Source organism: Sphingomonas albertensis (assembly GCF_014358075.1).
GTDB classification, from domain to species: Bacteria; Pseudomonadota; Alphaproteobacteria; order Sphingomonadales; family Sphingomonadaceae; genus Sphingomonas; species Sphingomonas albertensis.
Genome location: NZ_JACONT010000021.1, coordinates 22376 through 46686 on the forward strand (window position 1 = coordinate 22376; position 24311 = coordinate 46686).

17 protein-coding genes are annotated in these 24311 nt (G+C 66.1%); 9 read left to right on the forward strand and 8 right to left on the reverse strand.

Annotated features, from left to right (window positions below; all coding sequences use genetic code 11):
• Positions 1-138 precede the first annotated feature (138 nt).
• Together H8S47_RS10825 and H8S47_RS10830 are read left to right on the forward strand one after the other, a co-directional pair.
• Entirely contained in the window at positions 139-834 is a 696-nt protein-coding gene (locus H8S47_RS10825) for a CPBP family intramembrane glutamic endopeptidase (protein WP_187503879.1), read from the forward strand.
• A 53-nt stretch (positions 835-887) separates the two neighbouring features.
• Positions 888-2753, forward strand: coding sequence for a CocE/NonD family hydrolase (locus H8S47_RS10830; protein ID WP_187503880.1), 1866 nt, complete (start codon positions 888-890; stop codon positions 2751-2753).
• A gap of 72 nt (positions 2754-2825) precedes the next feature.
• Here H8S47_RS10830 and H8S47_RS10835 read toward each other — a convergent pair whose 3' ends face one another.
• The 5 genes from H8S47_RS10835 to H8S47_RS10855 form a co-directional block, all read right to left on the reverse strand.
• The gene (locus tag H8S47_RS10835; RefSeq protein ID WP_056065813.1) at positions 2826-3587 is read right to left on the reverse strand and encodes an ABC transporter permease; all 762 of its coding nucleotides are present in this window, start codon (positions 3585-3587) and stop codon (positions 2826-2828) included.
• The gene (locus tag H8S47_RS10840; RefSeq protein WP_187503881.1) at positions 3584-4513 is read right to left on the reverse strand and encodes an ABC transporter ATP-binding protein; all 930 of its coding nucleotides are present in this window, start codon (positions 4511-4513) and stop codon (positions 3584-3586) included. Before H8S47_RS10840 ends, H8S47_RS10835 begins: the two co-directional genes overlap by 4 nt.
• A gap of 145 nt (positions 4514-4658) precedes the next feature.
• Positions 4659-5369 (reverse strand): DsbA family protein, encoded by a 711-nt coding sequence (locus H8S47_RS10845; RefSeq protein WP_187503882.1) that lies wholly within the window; start codon positions 5367-5369, stop codon positions 4659-4661.
• Positions 5366-6721 carry a M48 family metalloprotease gene (locus tag H8S47_RS10850; protein WP_187503883.1) on the reverse strand — a complete coding sequence of 452 codons (1356 nt, stop codon included), beginning with the start codon at positions 6719-6721 and terminating at the stop codon, positions 5366-5368. The genes H8S47_RS10845 and H8S47_RS10850 overlap by 4 nt, the downstream gene beginning before the upstream one ends.
• Positions 6722-7328: 607 nt before the next feature.
• Complete coding sequence (locus H8S47_RS10855) at positions 7329-10271, reverse strand: Rne/Rng family ribonuclease (protein ID WP_187503915.1); 2943 nt, start codon at positions 10269-10271, stop codon at positions 7329-7331.
• Positions 10272-10823: 552 nt separating this feature from the next.
• On the opposite strand from H8S47_RS10855, the gene H8S47_RS10860 reads away from it, so the two are divergent.
• Positions 10824-12065 carry an N-acetylmuramoyl-L-alanine amidase gene (locus tag H8S47_RS10860; RefSeq protein ID WP_187503884.1) on the forward strand — a complete coding sequence of 414 codons (1242 nt, stop codon included), beginning with the start codon at positions 10824-10826 and terminating at the stop codon, positions 12063-12065.
• Between the two features lie 252 nt (positions 12066-12317).
• On the forward strand, positions 12318-14291 hold the full coding sequence (locus H8S47_RS10865) for an OPT family oligopeptide transporter (RefSeq protein ID WP_235982786.1): 1974 nt from the start codon (positions 12318-12320) through the stop codon (positions 14289-14291).
• A 257-nt stretch (positions 14292-14548) separates the two neighbouring features.
• Here the strand turns inward: H8S47_RS10865 and H8S47_RS10870 are convergent, their stop codons facing one another.
• The 3 genes from H8S47_RS10870 to queF form a co-directional block, all read right to left on the reverse strand.
• Entirely contained in the window at positions 14549-15832 is a 1284-nt protein-coding gene (locus H8S47_RS10870; protein WP_187503885.1) for a glycoside hydrolase family 130 protein, read from the reverse strand.
• A 63-nt stretch (positions 15833-15895) separates the two neighbouring features.
• A complete protein-coding gene (locus tag H8S47_RS10875; protein ID WP_187503886.1) occupies positions 15896-18166 on the reverse strand; it encodes a glycosyltransferase family 4 protein in 2271 nt (756 codons plus the stop codon).
• A 159-nt stretch (positions 18167-18325) separates the two neighbouring features.
• Positions 18326-18784, reverse strand: a complete 459-nt coding sequence (gene queF, locus H8S47_RS10880; RefSeq protein WP_133030263.1) for a preQ(1) synthase — start codon at positions 18782-18784, stop codon at positions 18326-18328.
• A gap of 164 nt (positions 18785-18948) precedes the next feature.
• On the opposite strand from queF, the gene H8S47_RS10885 reads away from it, so the two are divergent.
• The 5 genes from H8S47_RS10885 (at position 18949) to H8S47_RS10905 (ending at position 23933) form a co-directional block, all read left to right on the forward strand.
• Entirely contained in the window at positions 18949-20499 is a 1551-nt protein-coding gene (locus H8S47_RS10885) for a cryptochrome/photolyase family protein (protein WP_187503887.1), read from the forward strand.
• Between the two features lie 24 nt (positions 20500-20523).
• Positions 20524-21354: a 3-mercaptopyruvate sulfurtransferase gene (sseA, locus tag H8S47_RS10890; RefSeq protein WP_187503888.1), complete on the forward strand. Its 831-nt coding sequence runs from the start codon at positions 20524-20526 to the stop codon at positions 21352-21354.
• Positions 21351-22547: a cystathionine beta-lyase gene (gene metC / locus H8S47_RS10895; RefSeq protein WP_187503889.1), complete on the forward strand. Its 1197-nt coding sequence runs from the start codon at positions 21351-21353 to the stop codon at positions 22545-22547. Before sseA ends, metC begins: the two co-directional genes overlap by 4 nt.
• Before the next feature lie 88 nt (positions 22548-22635).
• Positions 22636-22812, forward strand: coding sequence for a hypothetical protein (locus H8S47_RS10900; protein ID WP_187503890.1), 177 nt, complete (start codon positions 22636-22638; stop codon positions 22810-22812).
• A gap of 266 nt (positions 22813-23078) precedes the next feature.
• On the forward strand, positions 23079-23933 hold the full coding sequence (locus H8S47_RS10905) for a TorF family putative porin (RefSeq protein ID WP_187503891.1): 855 nt from the start codon (positions 23079-23081) through the stop codon (positions 23931-23933).
• Positions 23934-24311 lie beyond the last annotated feature (378 nt).

Here is a 24311-nt window from a genome sequence, read left to right on the forward strand (position 1 = left end):
CCAGGTATTGTTTCCCCGCGAAGGCGGGGACCCAGGCTGGGCTCCCGCCTTCGCGGGAGAACAAGGACGAGCGGTGGAACGCATGAGGGGCGAAGTGACCGCATGATCCTTCCCAACGGCCTCCTCCTCGCGACCCTCATGAGCCTCGTCTGGTTCCTCAAGGGCGACCTCCTCGGTTATCGCCGCATCAAGCGCCTCCCCGACACCGCCTCGCGCCAGAAAACCTACCGCCTGTGGATCGCCAAGGCCGCGATCGCCTTCGTCCTGCCGGCCATCATCGGCCTCGCGCTACTGGATCGCCTCGACGCCATCGTCACCGTCCCCCCTGAGTTCGACGTCCTCCGCAGCCTTCTGCCAAGCCTCGCCGGCGACAGCCGCGCGGAACTGCTCGGCATGATCGGTGGAAGCGCGCTCGGCGGCCTGGTCATCGGCGCGGTCCTCGCGACGCGGCGCAACTGGCGCATCCTCAAGACGATCGGCAATGTCGGGTCGCTCCTGCCGCGCAACCGGCCCGAGATCATGCACGCCGCCGCCATGTCGATCGCGGCGGGTATATCCGAAGAACTCGCCTTCCGCCTGTTCCTGCCGCTGCTGGGCGCGCTCGTGACCGGCAACGCGTTCGTCGCGTTCGCCGTCGCGATCGCGGCGTTCGGTGCGATGCACCTCTATCAGGGGCGAGCCGGCGTGATCGCGACCACGCTCGTCGGCGCGCTGATGGCAGCGATCTATCTGATGACCGGCGAGTTGTGGCTGGCGATGCTCCTGCATGCGCTGATCGATCTCAATTCGCTGGCATTGCGACCGGCGCTGACCGGAGCGTGGCGCGCGGCTTGACTTCGCCTTCGCGGGTTCGTCCAATCGCGGCACGGTTCACGAAGGGAAATTCCATGTCGCGCCACGCTCTCCTGCTCGCGCTCGCAGTCACCGCCGCGGTGCCCGGCGCAACCATCGCGCAGACGGGTATGCAGGCGACGACCCAATCCCCCTTCACCTTCGAGGAGGTGATGGTGCCGATGCGCGACGGGGCGAAGCTGCAGACCGTCATCATGCGACCGCGCGGGATGACCGGGCCGCTCCCGATCCTGCTCCAGCGGACCCCCTACGGCGTGCCGGACGCGCCGTTCTCCAGCGCCAGCCGGTTCGGTCCGCTGATGAAGGACGGCTACATCTTCGTGTTCCAGTCGATGCGCGGGCGGTTCAAGTCGGACGGCGTTTTCACATTGTCGACTGCGGTGCATGCCAAGGGCAACGGGGCCGGCGATCCGAAAGCGGTCGACGAGGCCACGGACGCCTACGACACCGTCGGATGGCTGGTGAAGAACGTCCCCGCGAACATCGGCAAGGTCGGCATGTGGGGCGTGTCCTATCCCGGTTTCGCCGCGGCCGTCGCGCTGGCGAACCCGCATCCGGCGCTGAAGGCGGTCTCCCCGCAGGCGGCCTGGATCGATTACTGGCAGTCGGACGACCTGCACCGCAACGGCGCGCTGCGGTTGAGCTATGCGACCGACTGGGTGTCGTCGCTGCAACTCGACAAGACGAAGAATTCCGACTTTGCGTATCCGAGCGATACCTACGACTATTTCCTTAAGGCCGGCTCGGCGGAGGCGATCGACCGGACCGTGTTCAAGGGGCATGTGCCGATGTTCACGGCGTTGCTCGATCATCCCAATCACGACGCGTTCTATACCGCGCAGCGCTGGACCGATTCGCTCGGCAAGACGACGGTGCCGACGCTGAACGTCGCGGGGTTCTGGGATCAGGAGGATCCGTGGGGCTCGTGGCAGATCTACGCCCGGCAGAAGCGCAACGATCCGGATCACCTGGCGCAGATGGTGGCGGGGCCTTGGCGGCATGGCGGGTGGCAGGGGGTGGCGGATCACCTCGGGCCGATCCCGCTCGGCACGGCGAGCGGCACGCAGTTCCAGGAGCAGATCCAGGCGCCGTTCTTCGCCTATTGGCTGCACGGCAAGGGGCCGCGGCCGGACTTCGCGGCGAAGATGCTCCAGTCTGGGTCTAACGTGTGGAAGACCTATGCCGCCTGGCCTCCGACGGGTGCGAAGACGACCGAGCTTTACCTGCACGCGGACGGCAGCCTGTCGTTCACCGCGCCGGCCGCGGGTGAGGGGTGTCGCGATTACGTGTCCGATCCGGCGAACCCGGTGCCGTTCCGCCGGCGGCCGATGTCGGCGACCTATGCCAGCCCGGATTGGGCGTGGTGGGAGGCGGACGACCAGCGCTTCGTCGATCACCGGCCCGATGTGCTGGGGTATGTGTCGGAGCCTCTGACGGCGGACCTGACCGTGACGGGCGCGCTGGCGGCGACGTTGCAGGCGTCGACCAGCGGGACGGACAGCGATTTCGTCGTGAAGCTGATCGATGTGCTGCCCGACGATACCGAGTCGATGGCGGGGCGTAGCCTTCAGCCGGGCGACTATGCCCGGACGCTCAACGGGTATCAGTTGCCGATCGCGATGGAGGTGCGGCGCGGGCGCTTCCTGGCGAGCGATACGGCGCCGCAGCCTCTCGTGCCGGGCAAGGTGGTCGCGTGGGACGTGCCGCTGCGCGACCACGACCATGTGTTCAAGGCGGGGCACCGGATCATGGTGCAGGTGCAGTCGAGCTGGTTCCCGATGATCGACCGCAACCCGCAGTCTTTCGTGCCGAACATCGGGCGGGCGAAACCGGGCGATTACGTAAAGGCGACGCAGAAGGTCTGCGCGGGGTCGCGGATCACGTTGCCGGTCATGAGGTAAGAAGCTTGTTCTCCCGCGAAGGCGGGAGCCCAGTCTGGGTCCCCGCCTTCGCGGGGAAACATGGTTCTTCGGTTAGTTCTTCATTCGCCAGCCGGTTTTGAAGATCCAGGCGATCGCGATCAGGCACACCGCGAGGAAGCCGGCCGTTACCGCGAGGCTCACCCCGACCGCGACATCGCCAACCCCGAAGAAACTCCAGCGGAAGCCGCTCACCAGGTAGACGACCGGGTTGAACAGGCTGAACGTTCGCCAGGGCTGGGGCAGCATGTCGATCGAGTAGAACGCACCGCCGAGGAAGGTCAGCGGCGTGATCAGCAGCGCGGGGACGAAGTTCAGCTGCTCGAAGCCGTTGGCCCAGACGCCGATGATAAACCCGAACAGGCTGAACGCCACGGCCGTGAGGATCAGGAATGCGATCATCGCGAACGGGTGTTCGATCCGCAGCGGCACGAAGAACGAGGCGGTCGCGAGGATGATCAGCCCGAGGATCACCGACTTGGTGGTCGCCGCGCCGACATAGCCGATCACCATCTCCATCGCCGACACGGGCGCCGACAACAGCTCGTAGATCGTGCCGGTGAATTTGGGGAAGTAGATGCCGATCGATGCGTTCGAGATGCTCTGCGTGAGCAGCGACAGCATGATCAGGCCGGGGACGATGAAGCTGCCGTAACCGACGCCGCCGACCTGCTGCATGCGGCTGCCGATCGCGCCGCCGAAGACGATGAAATACAGCGAGGTGGTCAGGACGGGCGTGACGAGGCTCTGCCACAGGGTGCGCAGCGCGCGCGCCATTTCGAAGCGATAGATCGCCCAGATACCGTGAGTGTTCATGCGCGTTCTCCGACGAGATCGACGAAGATGTCTTCGAGGCTCGATTTGCTGGTTTCGAGATCCTTGAAGCCGATGCCGAGTTCGCTGAGTTTGCGCAGCAACGACGGGATGCCGGTGTGGTCGGCCTGTGCGTCGAACACGTAGCGCAGCCGCTTGCCGTCGTCTTCCAGCGACAGGTCCCAGTCGGCGAGTTCCGGGGGAAGCGCCGTCATCGGGTCCTGGAGCGCGATGTCGAGTTCGCGCTTGCCGAGCTTCTTCATCAGCGACGCCTTGTCGTCGACGAGGAGCAGCTTGCCCTTGTTGATGACGCCGACGCGGTCGGCCATTTCCTCGGCTTCCTCGATGTAATGCGTCGTCAGGATGATCGTCGTGCCGCCTTCGCGCAGGCGGTGGACGAGCTTCCACATGTCGCGGCGCAATGCCACGTCGACGCCCGCGGTGGGTTCGTCGAGGAACAGGATTTCGGGTTCGTGCGCGAGTGCCTTGGCGATCAGCACGCGGCGTTTCATGCCGCCGGAGAGTTCGCGGATCTTCGCGTCGCGCTTGTCCCAGAGCGAGAGGTCGCGGAGCACCTGTTCGATGTAATCGCTGTGCCCCGAGCGGCCGAAGAGGCGGCGGCTGAAGGTGACGGTGGCGAGCACCGTCTCGAACATGTCGACGTTGAGTTCCTGGGGCACGAGGCCGATGCGGCTGCGCGCCTGCTTATAGTCGCGGATCGCGTCGTAGCCGGCGACCTTGATCGTGCCCGCGGACGGCGTGACGATGCCGCAGATGATGCTGATCAACGTCGTCTTGCCCGCGCCGTTGGGGCCGAGGAGGGCGAAGATCTCGCCTTTCCGGATGTCGAGGTCGACGGGGTGGAGGGCTGTCGTGCCGCTCTTGTAGGTCTTGGTGACGCCCGCGATGGACAGGATCGGTTCGGTCATTGGCACCCCTTTTTGTGAGGGGAAGATGGGGGTGGGGAGGGGGGAATGATAGGGGCTCCCGCCTTGTTCTGCTGCGAACGCAGGAGCCCAGGATACCGGGCGTTGCGCTTTGTAACCCTGGGCTCCTGCGTTCGCAGGAGAACGGTTAGCCGGCGCGCGCTGCCGCGACCGCTTTCTGCAGATCCTCAAGCGGCAGTGCGCCCGACAACACCCGGTCGCCTACTACCCAGCTAGGCGTGCCGGTCATGCCGAGTTTGGCGGCGGTTTCCATGTTTTTGGCTATTTCGGCGTCGGCGGTCTTGGTGAAGCTCGCCTGCGTCGTGTCTACCCCGGCCTTGCTCGCAGCCGCCGCGATCGAAGCGTCGCTGACGGGGCCGCCGGCGTAGAGCGCGTCGTGGAAGGTGGCGAACTTGCCTTGTTGCGCGGCGGCGAGGCTGGCGCGGGCGGCGATGCGGCTTTCGGCGCTGAGGATCGGGAGTTCGCGGAAGACGACGCGGACCTTGGGGTCGGCCGCAATCAGCTTGGCGATCATCGGCAGGCTCGCGCGGCAGTATCCGCAATTGTAATCGAAATACTCGACGAGCGTGACGTCGCCCTTGGGGTTGCCAGCCCAGGCGCTGGCGAACGGCGTGACGATCGCGTCGCGGTTGGCGGTGACGGTCTTGCCGGATTCGCGGTCGCGCAGTTTCTCCATCGCCTCGGGGAGGATCTCGGGGTGTGCCAAGACGTAATCGTGGACGATCGACTCGACCTGCGCGCGCTCGACGCCGCCGCCCTGGCGGTCATAGCCCCAGACCGCGAGGCCTCCGATGACGGCGCTCGCGACGGCGATCGCGGGGAATGTGAATTTGCTCATTTGCGGCGCTTATACTGCTTGGGATTGTCGTCCATCTCGTTCTGCGCGGCCATCGCGATATCCTGCGCGCGGATCCAGTCGGTCGTGTTCGCCGGGATGTTCGCGAGGGCATATTGCGCGCTCGCCGAGGCGGTCCGCATGTCGCCGCCCATGCTGGCGCGCTCGGCGGTGGCGAGCGCGGCGCGCGCGGTATCGCCGGTCAGTTCGTAGACGGTGCCGAGCTGCATCCAGGCGAACGGGTTCTGGTCGTCGCGGCCGACTGCGGTGCGCAGGACCCTGGTCGCCTCGGGATAGTTCGCCTTGTTCTCGGTCGCGATCAGCGCGTGGCCGAAGGTCGTGGCGATCAGCGGGTTGTTGCGCGAACCTTCTGTGGCCTCGCGCAGGGGGACGAGCGACTCGACCGGCTTGCCCGCTTCGAGCAAAATCTGGCCCTTGATCTCGAGGAAATACGGGTCGGTGGGTTCGGCCTTCACCAGCGCGTTGGCTTCGGCGTCGGCTTTGTCGGGGTAGCCGGCTTTGTGATACGCATAGGCGCGGGCGTAGTGCGCGTAGATCGACTGGTCGCTCGGCGGATAGGCCTGGAGCGTCTGGTCGGCGGGCATGACGTAGCCGGCGAGCTTCGCTTTCACGCGGCGGAAGCGTTCCTCGAGCGCGGCGTCGGGCTTGTTGGCCCAGGCGGGCGAGGCTTGCAGATCGGCGGTCAGCGTCGCGACGCGCTCGCCCGAGAGCGGGTGCGACTGCATGAACGGGTCGATGTTGGCGGTGCCGTAGCGATATTCCTGCTGCTGCAATTTCTTGAAGAAGCTCAGCATGCCGCGGCCGGAGATGTTCGATTGGCGGAGGAATTTCGCGGCGGTCGCGTCGGCGGTGGATTCCTGGACGCGGCTGAACGAGAGGTAGCTGCCCATCGCCGCCTGCTGGCCCGCGGCCATGATGCCGGCGCCCGCTTCGCCGCTGCCGGCGGCCATTGCGGCGAGGCCAAGGACCATCGAGAGCAGGTACATGCCCATCGCCGGCTTGGTGCCGCGATCGGCGAGGACGACGTGGCCGTCGGCGATGTGGCCGAGTTCGTGCGCGATGACGCCCTGGACTTCGTTGGCGTTGTCGGCGGCCTGGATGAGGCCTGAGTGGACGTAGACGGTCTGCCCGCCGGCGACGAACGCGTTGATCGACTCGTCGTTGATGAGGACGACCTTCACGTCGCGCGTCGAGAGCCCGGCCGCTTTGATCAGCGGGTTGGACATCTCCGCGAACATGGTTTCGGTCTCGGCGTCGCGGAGGATCGACTGGGCCTGGAGGGGCGTCGTCCAGAGGAGGAGGGCGGTGGCTGCGGCGGCTACGAAGCGCTTCATATTACGGGGTATCGTCGATTGGGGGCGGGGGGGCAATGGTCGTGCGGTCGGGCGTGCGGTGGAGTGAAGTATAGGAAGTGCAGACGCTGGGAGCGGTTTTGCGGTTGGTGGGAGTGTGGGTGGCATTGGGGGAGGGGAGCAGGGTTTGGGTGTGTAGGACAGGGGTTTGAGGGGGGGCTTAAGAGGTTGCTGCGCCGGCTGTCGGCCACTTCCCCGGCTATTGGTTTCCTCCCTGGCTAGCAGGCCACCGCCCCGGCGGAGGCCGGGGTCCAATTGGGGGACCGGGCTAACTGAGGGTGGCGCTTCGTTATTGGCACCTTTCCAATTGGGCCCCGGCCTTCGCCGGGGTGGTGGTGGGTGGGGGGAGCTCGGCGTGCATCATCAGAGGAGCTAGAACACAAACCTCGCATCTCCCCCTGGTCTTGTTCACCCGCGAAGGCGGGTGCCCAGTCTGGGTCCCCGCCTTCGCGGGGATACAAGCTTTTCTCGTTCGCCACGTGAGGCATTGGGCGCTCACGGATATCGTGCTGCCGGAGGATCGCTCCCCACAAACGAAAACGGGCGCGGCCTTTCGGTCGCGCCCGTTCTTTGGTCACGGCGTCCGGGGTTAGCCGAAGGTGCGCTGCCACCAGCCGCGGCGGGGGGCGCCGTCGGGGTCGTCGTTGGCGCCGTCAGTGGAGTCCGAGGTCGCGGCGTCCTGGGGCTGGACTTCGGCCTTGGGCGGGGTCGTTGCGATCGGCTCGGCAAGCGGTTCGCTGGTCGGAGCGGCATCGCCTGCGTCGACTACGGCTGCTTTCCGCGGACGACCGCGGGGCTTGGCGACCTTGGCGGGCGCTTCCTCGACTACCGGGGCTTCGATCACCGCGTCCGACGCCTTGCGACGGGCACGCTTGGGCTTGGGCGCCGAGGCTTCGATGGTCTCGGCGGGCGTTGCGCTCACCTCTTCCATCGTTGCTTCTGCAACCGCTTCGCGACGACGACGACCGGGCTTCGGTGCAGCCGGCTCGGCCGCGACGGGCTCTGGAGCGATCGGCGCCGGAACCACTGGCTCCGGTGCAACCGTCTCGGCTTCCGCCTCGACCGCGCGTGGCTTGCGACCACGGCGTGCCTTGGGGGCTGCATCGGCGACCGCCTCGGCGATGTTCGCCGCTGCGGCTGCCGCACGGGCACGTGGACGACGGCGCATCTTCGGACCCTCGGCGACTTCCGCGACCGGGACTTCCTCGACGGCGGGTTCGAACGCCGGCTCGTAAGGCGGCTCGGCGTAGGTCGATTCGACCGGCTCGTACGCTTCCGGCTCAGGGGCCTCGGCGATCAGCTGGGCGTCGTCGATGCTGCTGACGGCGACCGACTGGCCGTTCTCGGCGCCCTGCTCGTTGCGGCGACCGCCACGACGTCCCCGACGACCGCGACGACGACGGCCTTCGCCCTCTGCGCCATTCGCCTGCTCGGCAGGTGCGCCGGCCTCGACCGCTTCGCCACCGCCGACTTCGACGATGTCGCCCTCGACCTCGTCGATTTCCTCGACGTTGGTGTCGGTGTCCTCGAACGTACCGTCCTCGTTGACGCCTTCTGCCGCACCTTCTTCACCGGGACGTGCACGACCGCGACGACCGCGACGACGACGACGCTTCTTGCCGCCTTCACCATCCGCATCGCGAGCCTCACGCGGCGCACGCTGCTCGCCGTTACCTTCGCGACCGCCCTCACGACGACGCGGCTGCTCGGCCTCGGCCTCCTCGACCTCTTCTTCCTCGATCTCGTCCTCGATCTCCTCGGGGAGGTCGTCCTCGTCTTCCTCGATGATCTGGACGAACTTCGGCGCGTGCGCGGGCGGCGGGCCGCTGGCCTCGACCGTCATGTGCGCGCCTTCCTCGTCCTGGCCGGGGATGATCTCGACGATCACGCCGTAGCGATCCTCGATCTCGGCGATGTCGGCGCGCTTGCGGTTGAGGATGTAGACCGCGGCTTCCTGGCTCGCGCGCAGGGTGAGCAGCGAACCGCGACCGCGTGCGGCCTCGTCCTCGATCAGGCGGAGTGCGGAGATGCCCGACGACGATGCGGTGCGAACGAGGCCAGTGCCCTCGCAATGCGGGCAGGCGCGCGTCGATGCTTCGAGCACGCCGGTGCGCAGGCGCTGGCGGCTCATTTCCATGAGGCCGAACGACGAGATGCGGCCGATCTGGATGCGCGCGCGATCGTTCTTGAGCGCCTCCTTCATCGCCTTCTCGACCTTACGGACGTTGGAATTGTTATCCATGTCGATGAAGTCGATGACGACGAGCCCGGCCATGTCGCGCAGGCGGAGCTGGCGACCGATTTCCTGCGCGGCTTCGAGATTGGTCGCGGTCGCGGTCTGCTCGATCGAATGCTCGCGCGTCGAACGGCCCGAGTTGATGTCGATCGAGACGAGCGCCTCGGTCGGGTTGATGACGAGGTACCCGCCCGACTTCAGCTGGACGACGGGGTGGTACATCGCGGCAAGCTGATCCTCGACGCCGGCGCGCTGGAACAGCGGCACGGGATCGGCATAATGCTTGATGCGCCGGGCGTGCGTCGGCATCAGCAGGCGCATGAACTCGCGCGCCTGGCGATAACCGTCCTCGCCCTCGACGATGACCTCTTCGATTTCCTTGTTGTAGATGTCGCGGATCGCGCGCTTGATCAGGTCGCTGTCGCCGTAGACGAGCGCGGGGGCCGACGCCTTCAGCGTGGCTTCGCGGATGCCGTCCCAGAGGCGGGCGAGGTAATCGAAGTCGCGCTTGATCTCGACCTTCGAGCGCTGGAGGCCCGCGGTGCGGACGATGCAGCCCATCGACGGCGGCAGCTGCATGTCGGCCATGATCGTCTTGAGACGCTTGCGATCGCCCGCGTTCGAGATCTTCCGCGAGATGCCGCCGCCGTGCGACGTGTTCGGCATCAGCACGCAGTAGCGACCGGCGAGGCTGAGGTACGTGGTCAGCGCCGCGCCCTTGTTGCCGCGCTCCTCCTTGACGACCTGGACGAGCAGCACTTGGCGGCGATGGATCACGTCCTGGATCTTGTAGCGGCGGCGCAGGTTCATGCGACGCTCGCGCAGGTCCTCGACCGCGGCATCGTCGGCACTCGGCTTGCGCTTGCGACGGGGGGCTTCGCCCGCTTCGCCGCCTTCGAGTTCCTCGGCAACGTCGGGATCTACCCCGCCATCGTCCTCGAAGCGCTCGATGTCGTCCTCGTCGTCACCCTCGTCTTCGTCCGAGTCGTAGTCGGCGCGCAGGGCGGCTTCCTCGGCAGCGTGCTCTGCTTCTTCACGGAGCAGTGCGTCGCGATCTTCCTTGGGGATCTGGTAGTAATCGGGGTGGATCTCGCTGAACGCGAGGAAGCCGTGGCGATTGCCGCCGTAATCGATGAACGCCGCCTGGAGCGACGGCTCGACCCGCGTGACCTTGGCGAGGTAGATATTGCCCTTGAGCTGCTTGCGTTCGGCACTCTCGAAATCGAATTCCTCGATCCGGTTACCCTTGACGACTGCGATCCGGGTCTCTTCCCGGTGGCGTGCGTCGATCAGCATGCGCGTTGTCATTATAGATTCTCCGCGCGCGCGCCGGGCCTGTCGGCAGCCGTCGCGCGCTTAATGGTGGTGCGGTCGGGCACGGACGCCCGGACTCGCGGATGGTATGCGAAACTGCCTCTGCGCGAAGTGCATGCCGCGGGAACTCTCCCTGCGGCGCCCGCACGACCGCGAGTCCGTCGGCGAAGGCCGGTCGGAGTGCGGGGCGGGGGGAATGCGTCATTCGAGCGTCAACCTGAATTGCCGCGCCGGCGAGAATCCGCTGGCGGGCGTCGAGACCGGCGCGTCGCTGGTAAAATCCAGGCGACACACGGCTGTACGACAGGACTAGCACTGCATACCCGATCTCGCAACTAGCCCCGGAAAGGCTGGTTTCGCGGGCGTTTCGGCTCGAAATAGGGGCAGCGAGGCGCAGACTTGCCGGGGCGGCAGAGCCTTGCCGGCAAATACATGGCAAACGGCAAATTAACCGCACTGCGCAACCGCGTCTTGTGATGCGAGGCGCTATCGCTCGCTCACAGAGATCGGATGTATCGATCAAAGGGGTGTAGCATGGGTTTTCGCTGGACCGGCGGCAGGGCCGCACGGCAAGGACGCGGGGTGTTGACGGTCATCGCCCTCATCGCCGGCTGGCTGGCGAGCGTCCCCGCCTGGGCGGCGACCGTGCAGAGCGTCGCGATCAGGGATGGGCGGATCGTCATCCGCTTCGACGAGGCGGTCGGCGATGCCGCCAGCCGCGTGCTGACCGGCCCGCGCCAGATCGCGGTCGACGTGTCGGGTGCGTCTCCGGGGCGGGAGATCGCGGGGCGCGGATTGGTGACCGGCGTCACGCAGATGCGCAGCGGGCGATCGGGCATGCGGATGGTGTTCGATCTGGCAGAGCCGGCGATCGTCACCGACGGCGGGTTCGATTCCGACGGCCGCGAGCTGACGCTGGCGTTGCGCACGGTCGATTACGACCAGTTCGCGGAAGCCGGGATCGCCGGGCCGCTGAACTTCTTCCCGTTCAATTTTGGGGCTGCGTCGCGGCCCAAGTACAAGGTGTCGGTGCCGGTGCCGCCCAAGGCGCGGGGCATGAAACTGCCGCGCGTGCAGGGCGACGATACGCGGCCGCTGGTGGTGATCGACGCGGGGCATGGCGGTGTCGATCCCGGCGCGATCGGGCCGAACGGTCTGCGCGAGAAGGACGTGACGCTGAAGGTCGCCAAGGCGATCCGCGACGAGTTGCTGGCGTCGGGGCGTGTGCGCGTGGCGCTGACGCGGAATGACGACCGCTACCTGATCTTGCGCGAGCGGTATGGGGTTGCTCGGCGGCTGAAGGGTGACCTGTTCATCTCGATCCACTGCGACAGCACGGGGTCGGAGAACGCTACCGGGGCGACGGCGTACACGTTGTCCGAGGTGGCGTCGGACAAGGAAGCGGCGCGGTTGGCGGCGCGCGAGAACAAGGCGGACGTGATCTCCGGGGTGAACCTCGGCGAGGCGCCCGCGGACGTGTCGTCGATCCTGATCGACCTGACGCAGCGCGAGACGATGAACGCGTCGGCCACCTTCGCGCGGTTGCTCGGGCGTGAAGCCAGGCCGTTGATGCCGTTGAAGGCGAACTTCCACCGGATGGCGTCGCTGATGGTGCTGAAGGCGCCGGACATGCCGTCGATCCTGTTCGAGACGGGGTATATCTCGAACCCGCAGGACGCGGCGTTCCTGGATAGCGAAGAGGGGCGCCACCGGATCGCGGAGAGCGTCACGCGGGCGGTCGAGGTGCATTTCGCGCGGCGGATGGCGACGCGGTAGAGCCGGACATAAGTCGAGGTAACTAGCCCCGCCCCTTCAGGGGAGGGGTTGGGGTGGGGCCTCACCAGCAGCGAGGCGTTCGCGGAAGAGCCCCACCCCCGGCCCCTCCCCTGAAGAGGAGGGGAGTCGATCGCTGCGACACCAGCGCTCGTGCGCGGGATAGTTCGCCTCCCGTGCCGGTGATGCGTAGGGCGGTTTCCTCCCGCCGCGCATCATGCCACAAGTCGCCCAAATTGCTTTGAGGCTGACCAGATGACCGACGCGACGCGGGGCGTATCCGACACGGGCCCCGAGACCAGCATGCGCGAGCTTACGTTTCGCGGGATCGTGCTCGGCGGAATCATCACGCTGCTGTTCACGGCGGCCAACGTCTATCTCGGGCTCAAGATCGGACTGACGTTCGCGACGTCGATCCCGGCTGCGGTCATATCCATGGCGGTGCTGCGGTTGTTCAAGGATTCGACGATCCTCGAGAACAACATCGTCCAGACGATCGCGTCCGCCGCGGGGACACTCGCGGCGATCATCTTCGTGCTGCCCGGCCTGGTGATGATCGGCTGGTGGCAGGGCTTTCCGTTCTTCACGACTGCGGCGATCACGATGTTCGGCGGTGTGCTCGGCGTATTGTTCTCGGTGCCGCTGCGCCGTGCGCTCGTCGTCGACACCGTGTTGCCATATCCGGAAGGCCGCGCGGCCGCCGAGGTTCTGAAGGTCGGTGCGGGCAGTCGCGAGGGCGGCGAAGAAAGCGCGCGCGGGCTCGGCATCATCGTCGCCAACGCGGTCGTTTCGGCCGGGTTCGCGATCCTGACGCAGACCAAGCTCGCTGCCGCCGAGGCTGCGACGTGGTTCCGCGTCGGCGCAGGCGCGACCGGAATCTCGGGCGGGCTGTCGTTCGCGTTGCTCGGCGCGGGGCATCTGGTCGGTATCTCGGTCGGCATGGCGATGTTCGCGGGCGTGTTGATCGGCTGGTGGGTCCTGCTGCCGATCCTGACCTCGGGCGGCAGCGTCACCGGCACCGCCGAGGTGATCGCCAACACTGTGTTCCGCTCGGATGTGCGCTTTTTCGGCGCAGGCGTGATCGGCGTCGCGGCGATCTGGACATTGTTGAAGATCGCGGGGCCCGTCGTGGGTGGCGTCCGTTCGGCGTTGGCGGCTTCGGCGGCCAAGCGTGGCGGCGAAGTGCTGGCTCTCGAAGAGCGCGACATTCCGATCGGGATCGTCGGGATCGGTTCGCTGGCGATGCTGGTGCCGATCGGCATTCTGCTCTGGACCGTGTTGCAGGGCGGGCCGCTGGAGGCGTCGGCGATCGGGCTGATCGCGGGGAGCCTCGTGTTCATCCTCGTCATCGGCCTCGTGATCGCGGCGGTCTGCGGGTATATGGCGGGGCTGATCGGTGCGTCGAATTCGCCGGTGTCGGGGATCGGCATCCTTGCGATCCTCGCCGCGTCGATCCTGTTGGTGTCGTGGTTCGGGCGTGCGGTCGAGCCGGGGACGACGCAGGCGCTGGTCGCCTACGGGCTGATCGTGACCGGCATCGTGTTCGGGATCGCGACCATCTCGAACGACAATCTGCAGGATCTGAAGACGGGCCAGCTGGTCGGCGCGACGCCTTGGAAGCAGCAGGTCGCGTTGCTGATCGGCGTGGTGTTCGGGTCGATCGTGGTCCCGCCGGTGCTGAACTTGCTGGGGAGCACGCTCGGGTTTGCGGGGGCGCCGGGGGCGGGGCCGAATGCGCTGGCGGCGCCTCAGGCGGCGTTGATCTCGGCGCTGGCGAAGGGCGTGCTGGGGGGCAATCTGAACTGGGCGATGATCGGGTATGGGGCGCTGACCGGCGTTTTCGTAATCCTGGCCGACGAGTTGCTGGGCAAGGCGGGCAAGCTACGGTTGCCGCCACTTGGCGTCGGACTCGGCGTGTATCTGCCGATGTCGGTCACGTTGCCGGTGACGATCGGGGCTGTCGTCGGGTTTGCGTATGATCGCTGGGCGGATCGCGCGCGGGATCCTGAACTCGCCAAGCGGATGGGCGTGCTGACCGCGACGGGGATGATCGTCGGGGAATCGTTGTGGGGCGTTGGCTTTGCGGGGATCGTGTACCTGACCAACAAAGAGACGCCGTTGGCGCTCGTTGGGGACGGGTTTGCGAGCGTGGCGCTGGTTGGCGGGACGGTGTTGTTCGCAGTGCTGACTTGGGTGATGTACCGGCGGACGATGGCGGCTTCGCGGTAACCCTTGTTTCCCCGCGAAGGCGGGGATCCAGACTAGGCTCCCGCCTTCGCGGGAGAACAAGAAGCGGGAGATTCGCTCGGTTCTAGTGCACCACCCCGGCGGAGGCCGGGGCCCAGTTGGGGGGCGTTGCTAACTGAGCAATGCGCTTCGTCACTACACCCTTGCCAACTGGGCCCCGGCCTCCGCCGGGGTGGCGGCTTAGTGCCGGGGTGGTGCTAACGCGTGGGAAAAGGATGGCGTCCGTGGAGACGCCCCCCTCACTTCATCGCAGCGAGCATGTCCTTGATCGGCACGAACGCGAAGCCCACCGAGCTGTCGGCGATCCCGTACGGCATGAAGATCGTATCGCCGTGCTTCAGCGCGCCGCAGCTGTAGACGACGTTGGGCACATACCCCTCGCGGTCCTGGTCCTTCGCCGCGAGAATCGGCTGCTTGGTGCGCCCGATCACCTTCGACGGGTCGTCCTTGTCGAGCAGCACCGCGCCGATCGAATATTTCCGCATCGCGCCGACGCCGTGCGTCAGCAGCAGCCAGCCCTCGTCGAGTTCGATCGGCGGGCCGCAATTGCCGATCTGCACCAGCTCCCACGGGTATTCGGGCGTCAGGATCTTCTCGCCGTCGTCCCAGTCGGTCAGCGTGTCCGACTTGAGCAGGAACAAATTCTCACCGTCCTGCCGACCGATCATCATATACTGGCCGTTCACCTTGCGCGGGAACAGCGCCATGCCCTTGTTGCGCGCGGCCGGGCCGGTCATCGGCACGAGGTCGAACGCGCGGAAGTCGCGGGTGCGCATCAGTTCGGACTGGATCACCGAGCCGTTATACGCGGTGTAGGTGCCGATCCATTCGTATTCGCCGTTCTCGTGCTGGAAGCGGACGATGCGGAGATCCTCAAGCCCCTTCGACTGCGCCTGCGTGATCGGGAAGATCACCGTGCCGCTCAGCGTGCTGTCGCGGTGGCGATAGACGGTGACGGGGCCCTCGGGCATCTCGTCCTCGCCGCTGCCGACCGCGTCGGTCGCGGTTGCGAACGGCGGCTCGGGGGCGAGCTTCATCTGGTTTTCGCAGGTGATGATGCCCTCGCGGAACGCCACCGACGAGATGTGGCCCTCGCCGACCGCGCGCAGCGACATAAGAATCCGCATCGAGCCCGGCGGCATGCCCGACTGGTCGAAATGCGGCACCGCGCTGGGGTTCATCAGCGCGGCGGCGGCATAGCTGTATTCGTGGCAGAAATACGCGCCGATCAGCTGGCGCTTCTCGTCGCCGATCTCCGCACCGTTCAGCCCGAGCATGTCCTCGATCTGGTCATAGCGCGTCATGAACACGCGCCGCGTCTGCCAGTGGCGTGCCTCGAAATCCTTCAGCACGACCTCGAGCTGCGAGCGCGCCTGTGCGGGCGACATTTCCAGCACTTCGCCGACCAGCCGCTCGGTGCGGCTCGGTGCGCCGCCATGACCGCCCCAGGCGATATGGAACGGCCGCACGACGACACGCGAAGGGTCCGCGTGCAGCCGCAGCTGGTGGTTGAACAGATCCATCGTAGCAGTGCCCCGCGTCGTTCCACTCAGCGCACCGTCGCCTGCAAGGCTGTCGCTAGCGAACTAGGCGACGACGCGGGTCGCTCCTGCCACGCTTTGCGCTGCTTTTGATACCCCCGAAATGGCACAACTTGCGAGTTGCAGCGCCAAAATCGACTCCGCGCCCTGATTTCGGTTCAACCCGGTCGGCATCAGGCCGTCGTAACAGCCGCCATCGGCGACGCTGGCAAGCGGAAGATCGAGATCGTTCGCCCCCAGGAACCAGCCGTAAGCGCGCTGCGCTTCGTCATGCCAGCGCATGTCGCCGGTCGCTTCGAACGCCGCCGCGCACGCATCGACGGTGGCCTGAGCCTCCAGCGGCTGCTGGTCGAACTGCAACGGATCGGCATAGGGCCGGTTGAAGCTCTCCGACCCGACCGCACGGAAGCGGCCCTCTGGCGAGGTCTGCTTGGCAACGATCCAGTCGAGCGTGGCGAGGCCGCAATCGATCAGGTCCTGCCGACCGAGCGCTTGGCCCGCGCGGATCAGCGCCTGGGGAAGGCGCGTATTGTCGTAGGCGAGCACGATCTCGAACCACTGCCACTCGGGACGCCGTGCTTTCGCAAGCAGGTCCAGGTGAACCTTCGGGAACGCCTCCAGGATCGACAGTGACAACTGGTGGCCGGGCTTGGCCTCCAGCATCGCCGCCGCGCCGAGCATCGCGAACGCCTGCGCGCGCAAGCTGCCGAGTTCGAGCGCCATCGACGCGGTCGAATCGAACATCGCCGTCGCCCAGTCACGGTGCTTGGCGGCCTGCGCATCGCGCGCGGTGACGCCCAGCGACCAGAGCGTGCGGCCGTTCGAATCTTCCGAGCCCGAATCCTCGCACCAGGTGCGATCGAAGTTCATGAAGTTGCGGAAGCGGCGCGTGTCCGGGTTCCAGGCGTACTGCACGAACGACGCGTAAATCGTCATCCACTTGTCGCGGGTGACGTCGTCGAGATCGGGCATCGCGCTCATCAGCATCAGCGCGCGGCAATTGTCGTCGATGCAGTAACCATGGCGACGATCGGGGATCGAGTAGATCGAATGCTGGAGCATCCCCGTCGAATCGCTCATACGCTCGACCGCGGCGAAATCAGGGATCAACGGCTTGAGCGGCGCCGGCACCTTGGCAAGGCGAAAAGGGCGCGCCGCCACGATCGCACGGATCTCCGCCATCATCGCCTCGGCGAGCTTCGGCCAGATCATCGTGCGGCCACGCGCGTAGGCACGCTCTGCCAGACGATTGCGATCGCGGTCGTTAGACATCAGCGCGTCGATCTCGCGCGCGAACGCATCGACATCGCCGAACGGCACGAGCACGCCGTGGCCATCCGCGAGGATCTCGGTCGCGTGCACGTACGGCGTCGAGATGACGGGCTTGCCGACGCCGATCGCGTAGCTGAGCGTGCCCGACGTGATCTGCGCGGGGTTGGTGTAGGGCGTCACATAGACGTCCGCGGCCTGGAGATAGTCGAGCAGTTCGCCATGTTCGAGGAATGCATCGACGAACGCGATGTTGCCGGCGACGCCCTTCTCGGTGGCGAGCGCCTTCAGCTTGTCGCGATACTTCTCGCCCTCGTACGCGACGAGGTTCGGATGCGTCGCGCCGAGCACCACGTACAGCAGGTCGGGATGCTTCGCGATCACCGCGGGCAGCGCGTTGATGACCGTCTCGATCCCCTTGTTGGGGGCGAGCAGGCCGAACGTCAGCATGACCTTGCGGCCTTCCCAGCCGAACTTGTCCTTGAGCAGGGCGGGATCGAGCAAATCGCGATCGGGCACGCCGTGCGGGATCATGACGATCTGGCGCGAATTGGCGCCGTAGACGCGCTGGAGAATGTCGCGGCCACGCTCGGCCATCACCACCACGCGGGCGGCGCGACGCAGAAGGCCTTCGAGCACGCGGCGCTCATCGGCATTGGGCTTTTCGAGGATCGTGTGCAGCGTGACGATCACCGGCAGCGTGGTGCGATCGAGCAGCGCGAGGATATGCTCGCCGGCGGGGCCGCCGAAGATGCCATATTCATGCTGGAGCCAGATCGCCTGCGCACCGCTGGCCTCGATCTTACGCGCCGTATTGATGTACGCGGACAGCTCGTGCTCCGGGATCGTGCCGGTAACCTCGGGCGGGTAATCATATTTACCCGGATGATCGTCCATCGCGTAGACGTCGACGGCGATTCCGGGAAAGCGCGCGCGCATGGCCGTGAAAACGTCGGTCGTGAAAGTGGCGAGCCCGCACTGCCTCGGCAAGAAATTACCGATCAGCGCCAGTCGCGCGATATTCCCACCGTCCGCCGGTTTCACCATACCCTGTCCCTCGTTTGAGCGCGCACTTCTGGGAAAACCCGGTCGCGCATCCATTTGAACGGTTCAGGTAGCATAAAGTTTCATTGCATACTGCAGTGCAGCACGGGAAAAATATCAATTTAAATCAATTCGATATTTCGGGTCCCTGATCCCGAGCCTTCATCCACGCCCGCGATAGGAGGCGACTCCCTGGTCGGGCAGCCACAGATCCTGCGGCGGTGCACTCGATTGCCAGAACACGTCGATCGGGATTCCGCCGCGCGGATACCAATACCCGCCGATCCGCAGCCACACCGGCTTCATCTCGTCGAACAGGCGCTCGCCGATGCCGACGGTGCAATCCTCGTGGAACCCGGCATGGTTTCGGAAGCTGCTCAGGAACAGCTTCAGTGACTTCGACTCGACGATCGTCTCGCCCGGCACATAGTCGATGACGAGATGCGCGAAGTCGGGCTGGCCGGTGACCGGGCACAGCGACGTGAACTCGGGCGCCGCGAACCGCACCAGATACGTCCGCCCCGGTCGCGGGTTGGGAACGTAATCGAGCACGGCCTCTTCAGGAGAGGCGGGAAGGGCGCTGTTCTGGCCCAGATGCAATGGGTTGGCGGGTGCGGTCATAGTGCGCCATGTAGGACGCGATTCGGATGACGCAAAGTGGGTGATCCTTCTTCCCGTCATGCCGGGCTCGTTCCGGCATCCACCCGTCCGCGAACTCCACGGGCGGCGAGTGTGCGGAACGGTGGACCCCGGAACAGGTCCGGGGTGACGGAGAGGTTTGGGCAATGACGATCACAACACTCGTGCCGATTCTCGGCGACCAGCTCACGATCGGCCTCGCCTCGCTGCGGGACTGCGATCCGAAAACCACGATCGTGCTGATGATGGAGGTCGCCGAGGAGACGACCTACGTCCGCCATCACAAACGCAAGATCGCCTATATCCTGTCGGCGATGCGGCATCATGCCGAGGCTTTGCGCGAGGCCGGGTGGACGGTCGAATATACGAAGCTCGACGACCCCAACAACGCGGGCAGCTTCACCGGCGAGATCGCGCGCGCGGTCGAGCGGCATGACCCCGAGCGGATTGTCGTCACCGAGGGTGGCGAGTGGCGCGTGATGGCGATGCTCGAAAGCTGGGAGACGCTGTTCGGCATCCCGGTCGAGATCCGCAGCGACGACCGCTTCCTTGCCAGCCATGCCGATTTCGAAACCTGGGCGGCCGAGCGGAAGTCGCTGACGATGGAGTGGTTCTATCGCCAGATGCGGACGCGCACCGGGCTGTTGATGACCGCCGGCAAGCCCGAGGGCGACCGCTGGAACTTCGACAAGGAAAACCGCAAGCCCGCCAAGAACGACCTGCTGATGCCGCGTCCGCTGGTGTTCGAGCCGGATGCGATCACGAAGGACGTGCTGGCGATGGTGGCGGAGCGGTTCGCCGAGCATCCGGGGAGCCTCGACGGATTCGAGTACGCCGTGACCGCGGAGGATGCCGAGCGGCAGGCGGTGAACTTCTTCAAACACGCCCTCACGCAGTTCGGCGATTACGAGGATGCGATGCTCATCGGCGAGCCGCATCTGTGGCACTCGATCCTGTCGCCCTACATCAATTCGGGGCTGCTCGATCCGCTCGATCTGTGCCGGCGCGCCGAGGCGGAATATCGTGCCGGCCGTGCGCCGATCAACGCGGTCGAGGGCTATATCCGCCAGATCATCGGCTGGCGCGAATATATGCGCGGAATCTACTGGCGCGAGGGGCCTGAGTATGTCGAGCGCAACTTCCTCGACCACCACCGCGAACTACCCGGCTGGTACTGGACCGGCGAGACCGACATGCATTGCCTGCGCGAGGCGATCGGGCAGACGCTGGAGACCGCGCATGCGCATCATATCCAGCGGCTGATGGTGACGGGCAATTTCGCGCTGCTGATCGGCGCGGACCCGGCCAAGGTCCACCAATGGTATCTGGAGGTCTATGTCGACGCGTATGAATGGGTCGAGTTGCCCAACACGCTGGGGATGAGCCAGTTCGGCGATGGCGGCTTGTTGGGGTCCAAGCCGTATATTTCGTCGGGCGCGTATATCGATCGGATGTCCGATTACTGCGGGACGTGCCGCTACAAGGTGAAGCAGCGGATCGGGCCGGATGCGTGCCCGTTCAACGCGCTCTACTGGGATTTCCTCGACCGGCACGAGGACAAGCTCGGGCGCAACAACCGGCTGGCGATGCCGTATCGCAACTGGGCGAAACAGTCGGAGGCCGACCGCGAGGCGACGCGCGCGCAGGCGGCGGGGTTCCTCGCCTCCCTCGACGCGAGCGGCCCTGCTGGCTACTGACATCACGAGCACAAGGAGCCGCATATGGACGCGTTGGTAAGCACCGAATGGCTGGCGAACGAACTGGGCGCGAGCGATCTGCGAATCGTCGACGCGACCTATGCCGAGGGCCGAGACGCGGCGGCGGAGTATGAAGCGGCGCATATCCCCGGCGCGGTGTTCATGAACCTCGCCGAACTGCGCGATACCGACAGCGATCTGCCCAACATGCTGCCGTCGGCGGAGAAATTCGCGAGCCGGATGCAGACGCTGGGTCTCGGCGATGGCAGCCGGATCGTCCTGTACGACAGCTCGCCCTGGCACACGGCGGCGCGCGCATGGTGGATGCTCAGGCTGTTCGGCGCGCGCAACGTGGCGATCCTCGATGGCGGGCTGGCCAAGTGGCAGGCCGAGGGGCGTGAGATCGCGTCGGGAAAGGAAACGCCGCGGCATCGTCACTTCACGACCTGGGCGGACCTGAAGGGCGTGCGTGACCTCGACCAGATGAAGGCGAACGTCGAGAGCGGCGCGGAGCAGGTGCTCGACGCGCGCTCGGCGGCGCGCTTCACCGGTGCGGAGGAAGACCCACGACCGGGCACCGCGCCGGGGCATATTCCGGGCTCGAAGAACCTGCCGCAGGGCGCGGTGTTCAACGCGGATGGCACGTGGAAGACCGGCGACGCGCTGAAGGCCGAATTTGATAAGGCCGGCGTCGACCTCACGAAGCCGCTGGTGATGACCTGCGGCTCGGGCATCACTGCATCGGTGCTCGCATTCGGCGCGCATCTGCTCGGCAATGACGCGGCGTTGTACGACGGCAGCTGGTCCGAATGGGGCGGCAACCCCACGACTCCCAAGGCGACAGGCACCGCATGAGCGACACGAACAAGCCGGTCGGCGATGCGACCAAGGTCGTCCTCGCCGGTCGTCGCCCGGAGTGGACTCAAGGCATCGTCAGCCCGCCGGTCTGGCGCGCGTCGACGATCCTCTACGACTCGGTCGGCCACCTCCGCGAAAGCGCCACCAAAGACACGCATCACCGCCTATTCTACGGGCGGAAGGGCACACCCACCCAGTGGAGCCTCGCCGACGCACTCACCTCGCTCGAGCCCGGCGCGGAGGGAACTTTCCTGTATTGTTCGGGTGTAGCGGCAATCGCCGCAGCGCTGCTGTCGGTACTGTCGCCGGGCGACGAACTGCTGCTGGTCGACAGCGCCTACGACCCGACCCGCGGCATGGCGGGCGGGCTGCTCAAGCGGTTCGGGATCACCACGCGCTATTACGACCCGATGATCGGCGCGGGCATCGCCGACCTGATCGGCGACAAGACGCGGGCGATCTTCATGGAAAGCCCCGGATCGCTCAGCTTCGAGGTGCAGGACGTCCCCGCGATCGTCGCCGCGGCCAAGGCACGCGGCGTGACGACATTGCTCGACAACACCTGGGCCACGCCGCTGTTCTTCCCCGCGATCGAGCGCGGCGTCGACCTGACGATCCTCGCCGGCACCAAATACGTCGTCGGCCATTCCGACGTCATGCTCGGCTCGGTCACCGCGGCACCCGGTCATTTCAAGAAACTGCGCGAGACGAGTTTTCAACTCGGCCAGGTCGCCAGCCCCGACGATTGCTGGCTCGGCAGCCGGGGCCTGCGGACGATGGCGGTGCGCCTCGCACAGCATCAGTCGAGCGCGCTGACCATCGCGAAGTGGCTCCAAGGCCGGCCCGAAGTCGCACAGGTCCTTCACCCCGCTCTTCCAGATTGCCCCGGCCACGACCTGTTCGTCCGCGACTTCAAGGGCTCCAGCGGCCTGTTCTCGTTCGTCCTCAACGGCGGTGACGAGGCATCGCGCGCCGCGCTGATCGATACACTCCAGTTGTTCGGCATAGGCTATAGCTGGGGCGGTTTCGAAAGCCTCGCGATCCCCGCCGACCCGCAGCGCTACCGCAGCGTCACAAAGCGCGACGCCGCAGGCCCGATGGTCCGCCTCCAGATCGGTCTCGAAGACCCCGCCGACCTGATCGCCGATCTCGAAGCGGGACTGGACGCTTTTCGGCAAGCGCGCGGCTAACGGTTCATCCGCAGTTTTCATCGCCGCGTCATCAGCACGATAGGTCCGCGTCACTACCCTATTCGCAGGCCAGCCGACGGGATGAGCGATGACGGAGACTCAAGGCGATCTGTTGGGCAGCCTCATTGTCCTGGTAAGTACGGGACTGCTGCTCACTGCGGTGCACCGCGCCAGTTCGTCGCGCGACGCGCCGGAGGTCCGCTCGCTCGTGATAGCGAGCGTCATCCTGTCGGTCATGGGCGTCGCCGTCGTGATCCTGACATGATCGCGTCGTCTCGTCGGCTCCGGTGCCCTTTCGGCGATGTCGTTTCGCTCCGGTGGTTGCCCTTAGGATACAATCGGTGTGGCCGCCGCGCAACATGTGTGGCGTCAAACCCCGATTGTACGCAAGATTCGCTTGTGCGTCGCACCATGGGCTGTCACACATTCGTCACCGCAGGAAAGACCGCACTCGGAGGCTGACGCCTCGATAGATGCGGCGTCCGCGGTGGCAGGCGGGGACATCGACTTTCCAGTATCGAAAGGGAAACGATGCGCTTCACCACTATTCTTCTCGGCGGCATCGCATTGGCTGCCGCTACCCCCGCGTTCGCTCAGGACGAGGCTACCGCACCGCCCAAGGAGATCACGGTCTCCGGCTCGGTCGGGCTCGTCAGCGATTACCGCTTCCGGGGCGTGTCGCAGTCGGACGAGAACCTCGCCGTCCAGGGCGGCATCACCATCGCGCACAAGAGCGGCCTGTACATCGGCACCTGGGGGTCCAACCTCGCGGGCTGGGGCACGTTCGGCGGCGCCAACATGGAGCTCGATCTGATCGCGGGCTACAAGGTCCCGGTCGGCGGCGGTACGCTCGACGTCGGCGCGACCTGGTATATGTACCCGAGCGGCTTCGACAACACCGACTTCATCGAGCCCTATGCCAAGCTGTCGGGCACCGCCGGCCCCGTCGCACTGACCGCCGGCGTCGCCTATGCACCCAAGCAGCAGGCGCTGGGGCCATGGTATTCGAACGGCGCGTCGGCGGCGGCCGGCGTCTACGACCGCGTCAACGCCAAGGACAGCAACTTGTATCTCTGGGGCGATGTCAGCAGCGGCGTTCCCAATACCGGGCTGACGGTGAAGGCGCATGTCGGCTATTCGAACGGCAACAAGGGCCTCGGGCCGTTTGCGACCAGCGTGTCGCCGACCGGCGAATATTGGGACTGGCTGTTCGGCGCGGACTACGTGATCCCCAGCACCCCGCTGACGCTGGGCGTGGCGTATGTCGACACCGACATCACGAAGGGCGAATCGGCCTATCTCCAGCCCAGCTTCAGCCGCGGCCAGGACGGCAACGGCTCGATCGCCAACGGCAAGGTGCTGGTGTCGCTGACTGCGGCGTTCTGAGGGGCTGAGGGAAGGGCGCGGCGAGCGTTCCGCACCCCATCTCAGACCCCAAGCTTGCGTCCCCGCGAAGGTGGGGACCCAGGCTGGGCTCTCGCCTTCGCGGGAGAACAAGCAGGCGGGTGCCGAGGCTATTCCGATCTCCGTTTTCAAGCTGCATTCCATCACCCGAGCGAAATCTGGGGTATCTCTCGAGCCTAGCGACGTTCGCCACACGGTGAGATCTCAGCTTTCGCTGGGATGACGGATTCAGGGGTGGGGGCCGGCGCGGGTCTGGTTCCGGGTGCGGTCACGTATCGTAAGATCATGGGATCATGGCCCGCTTCCGACGATGCCGCGCCAGCAACCAGCCACGAAAAAAAGGGCGGCCCCGCGAGGAGC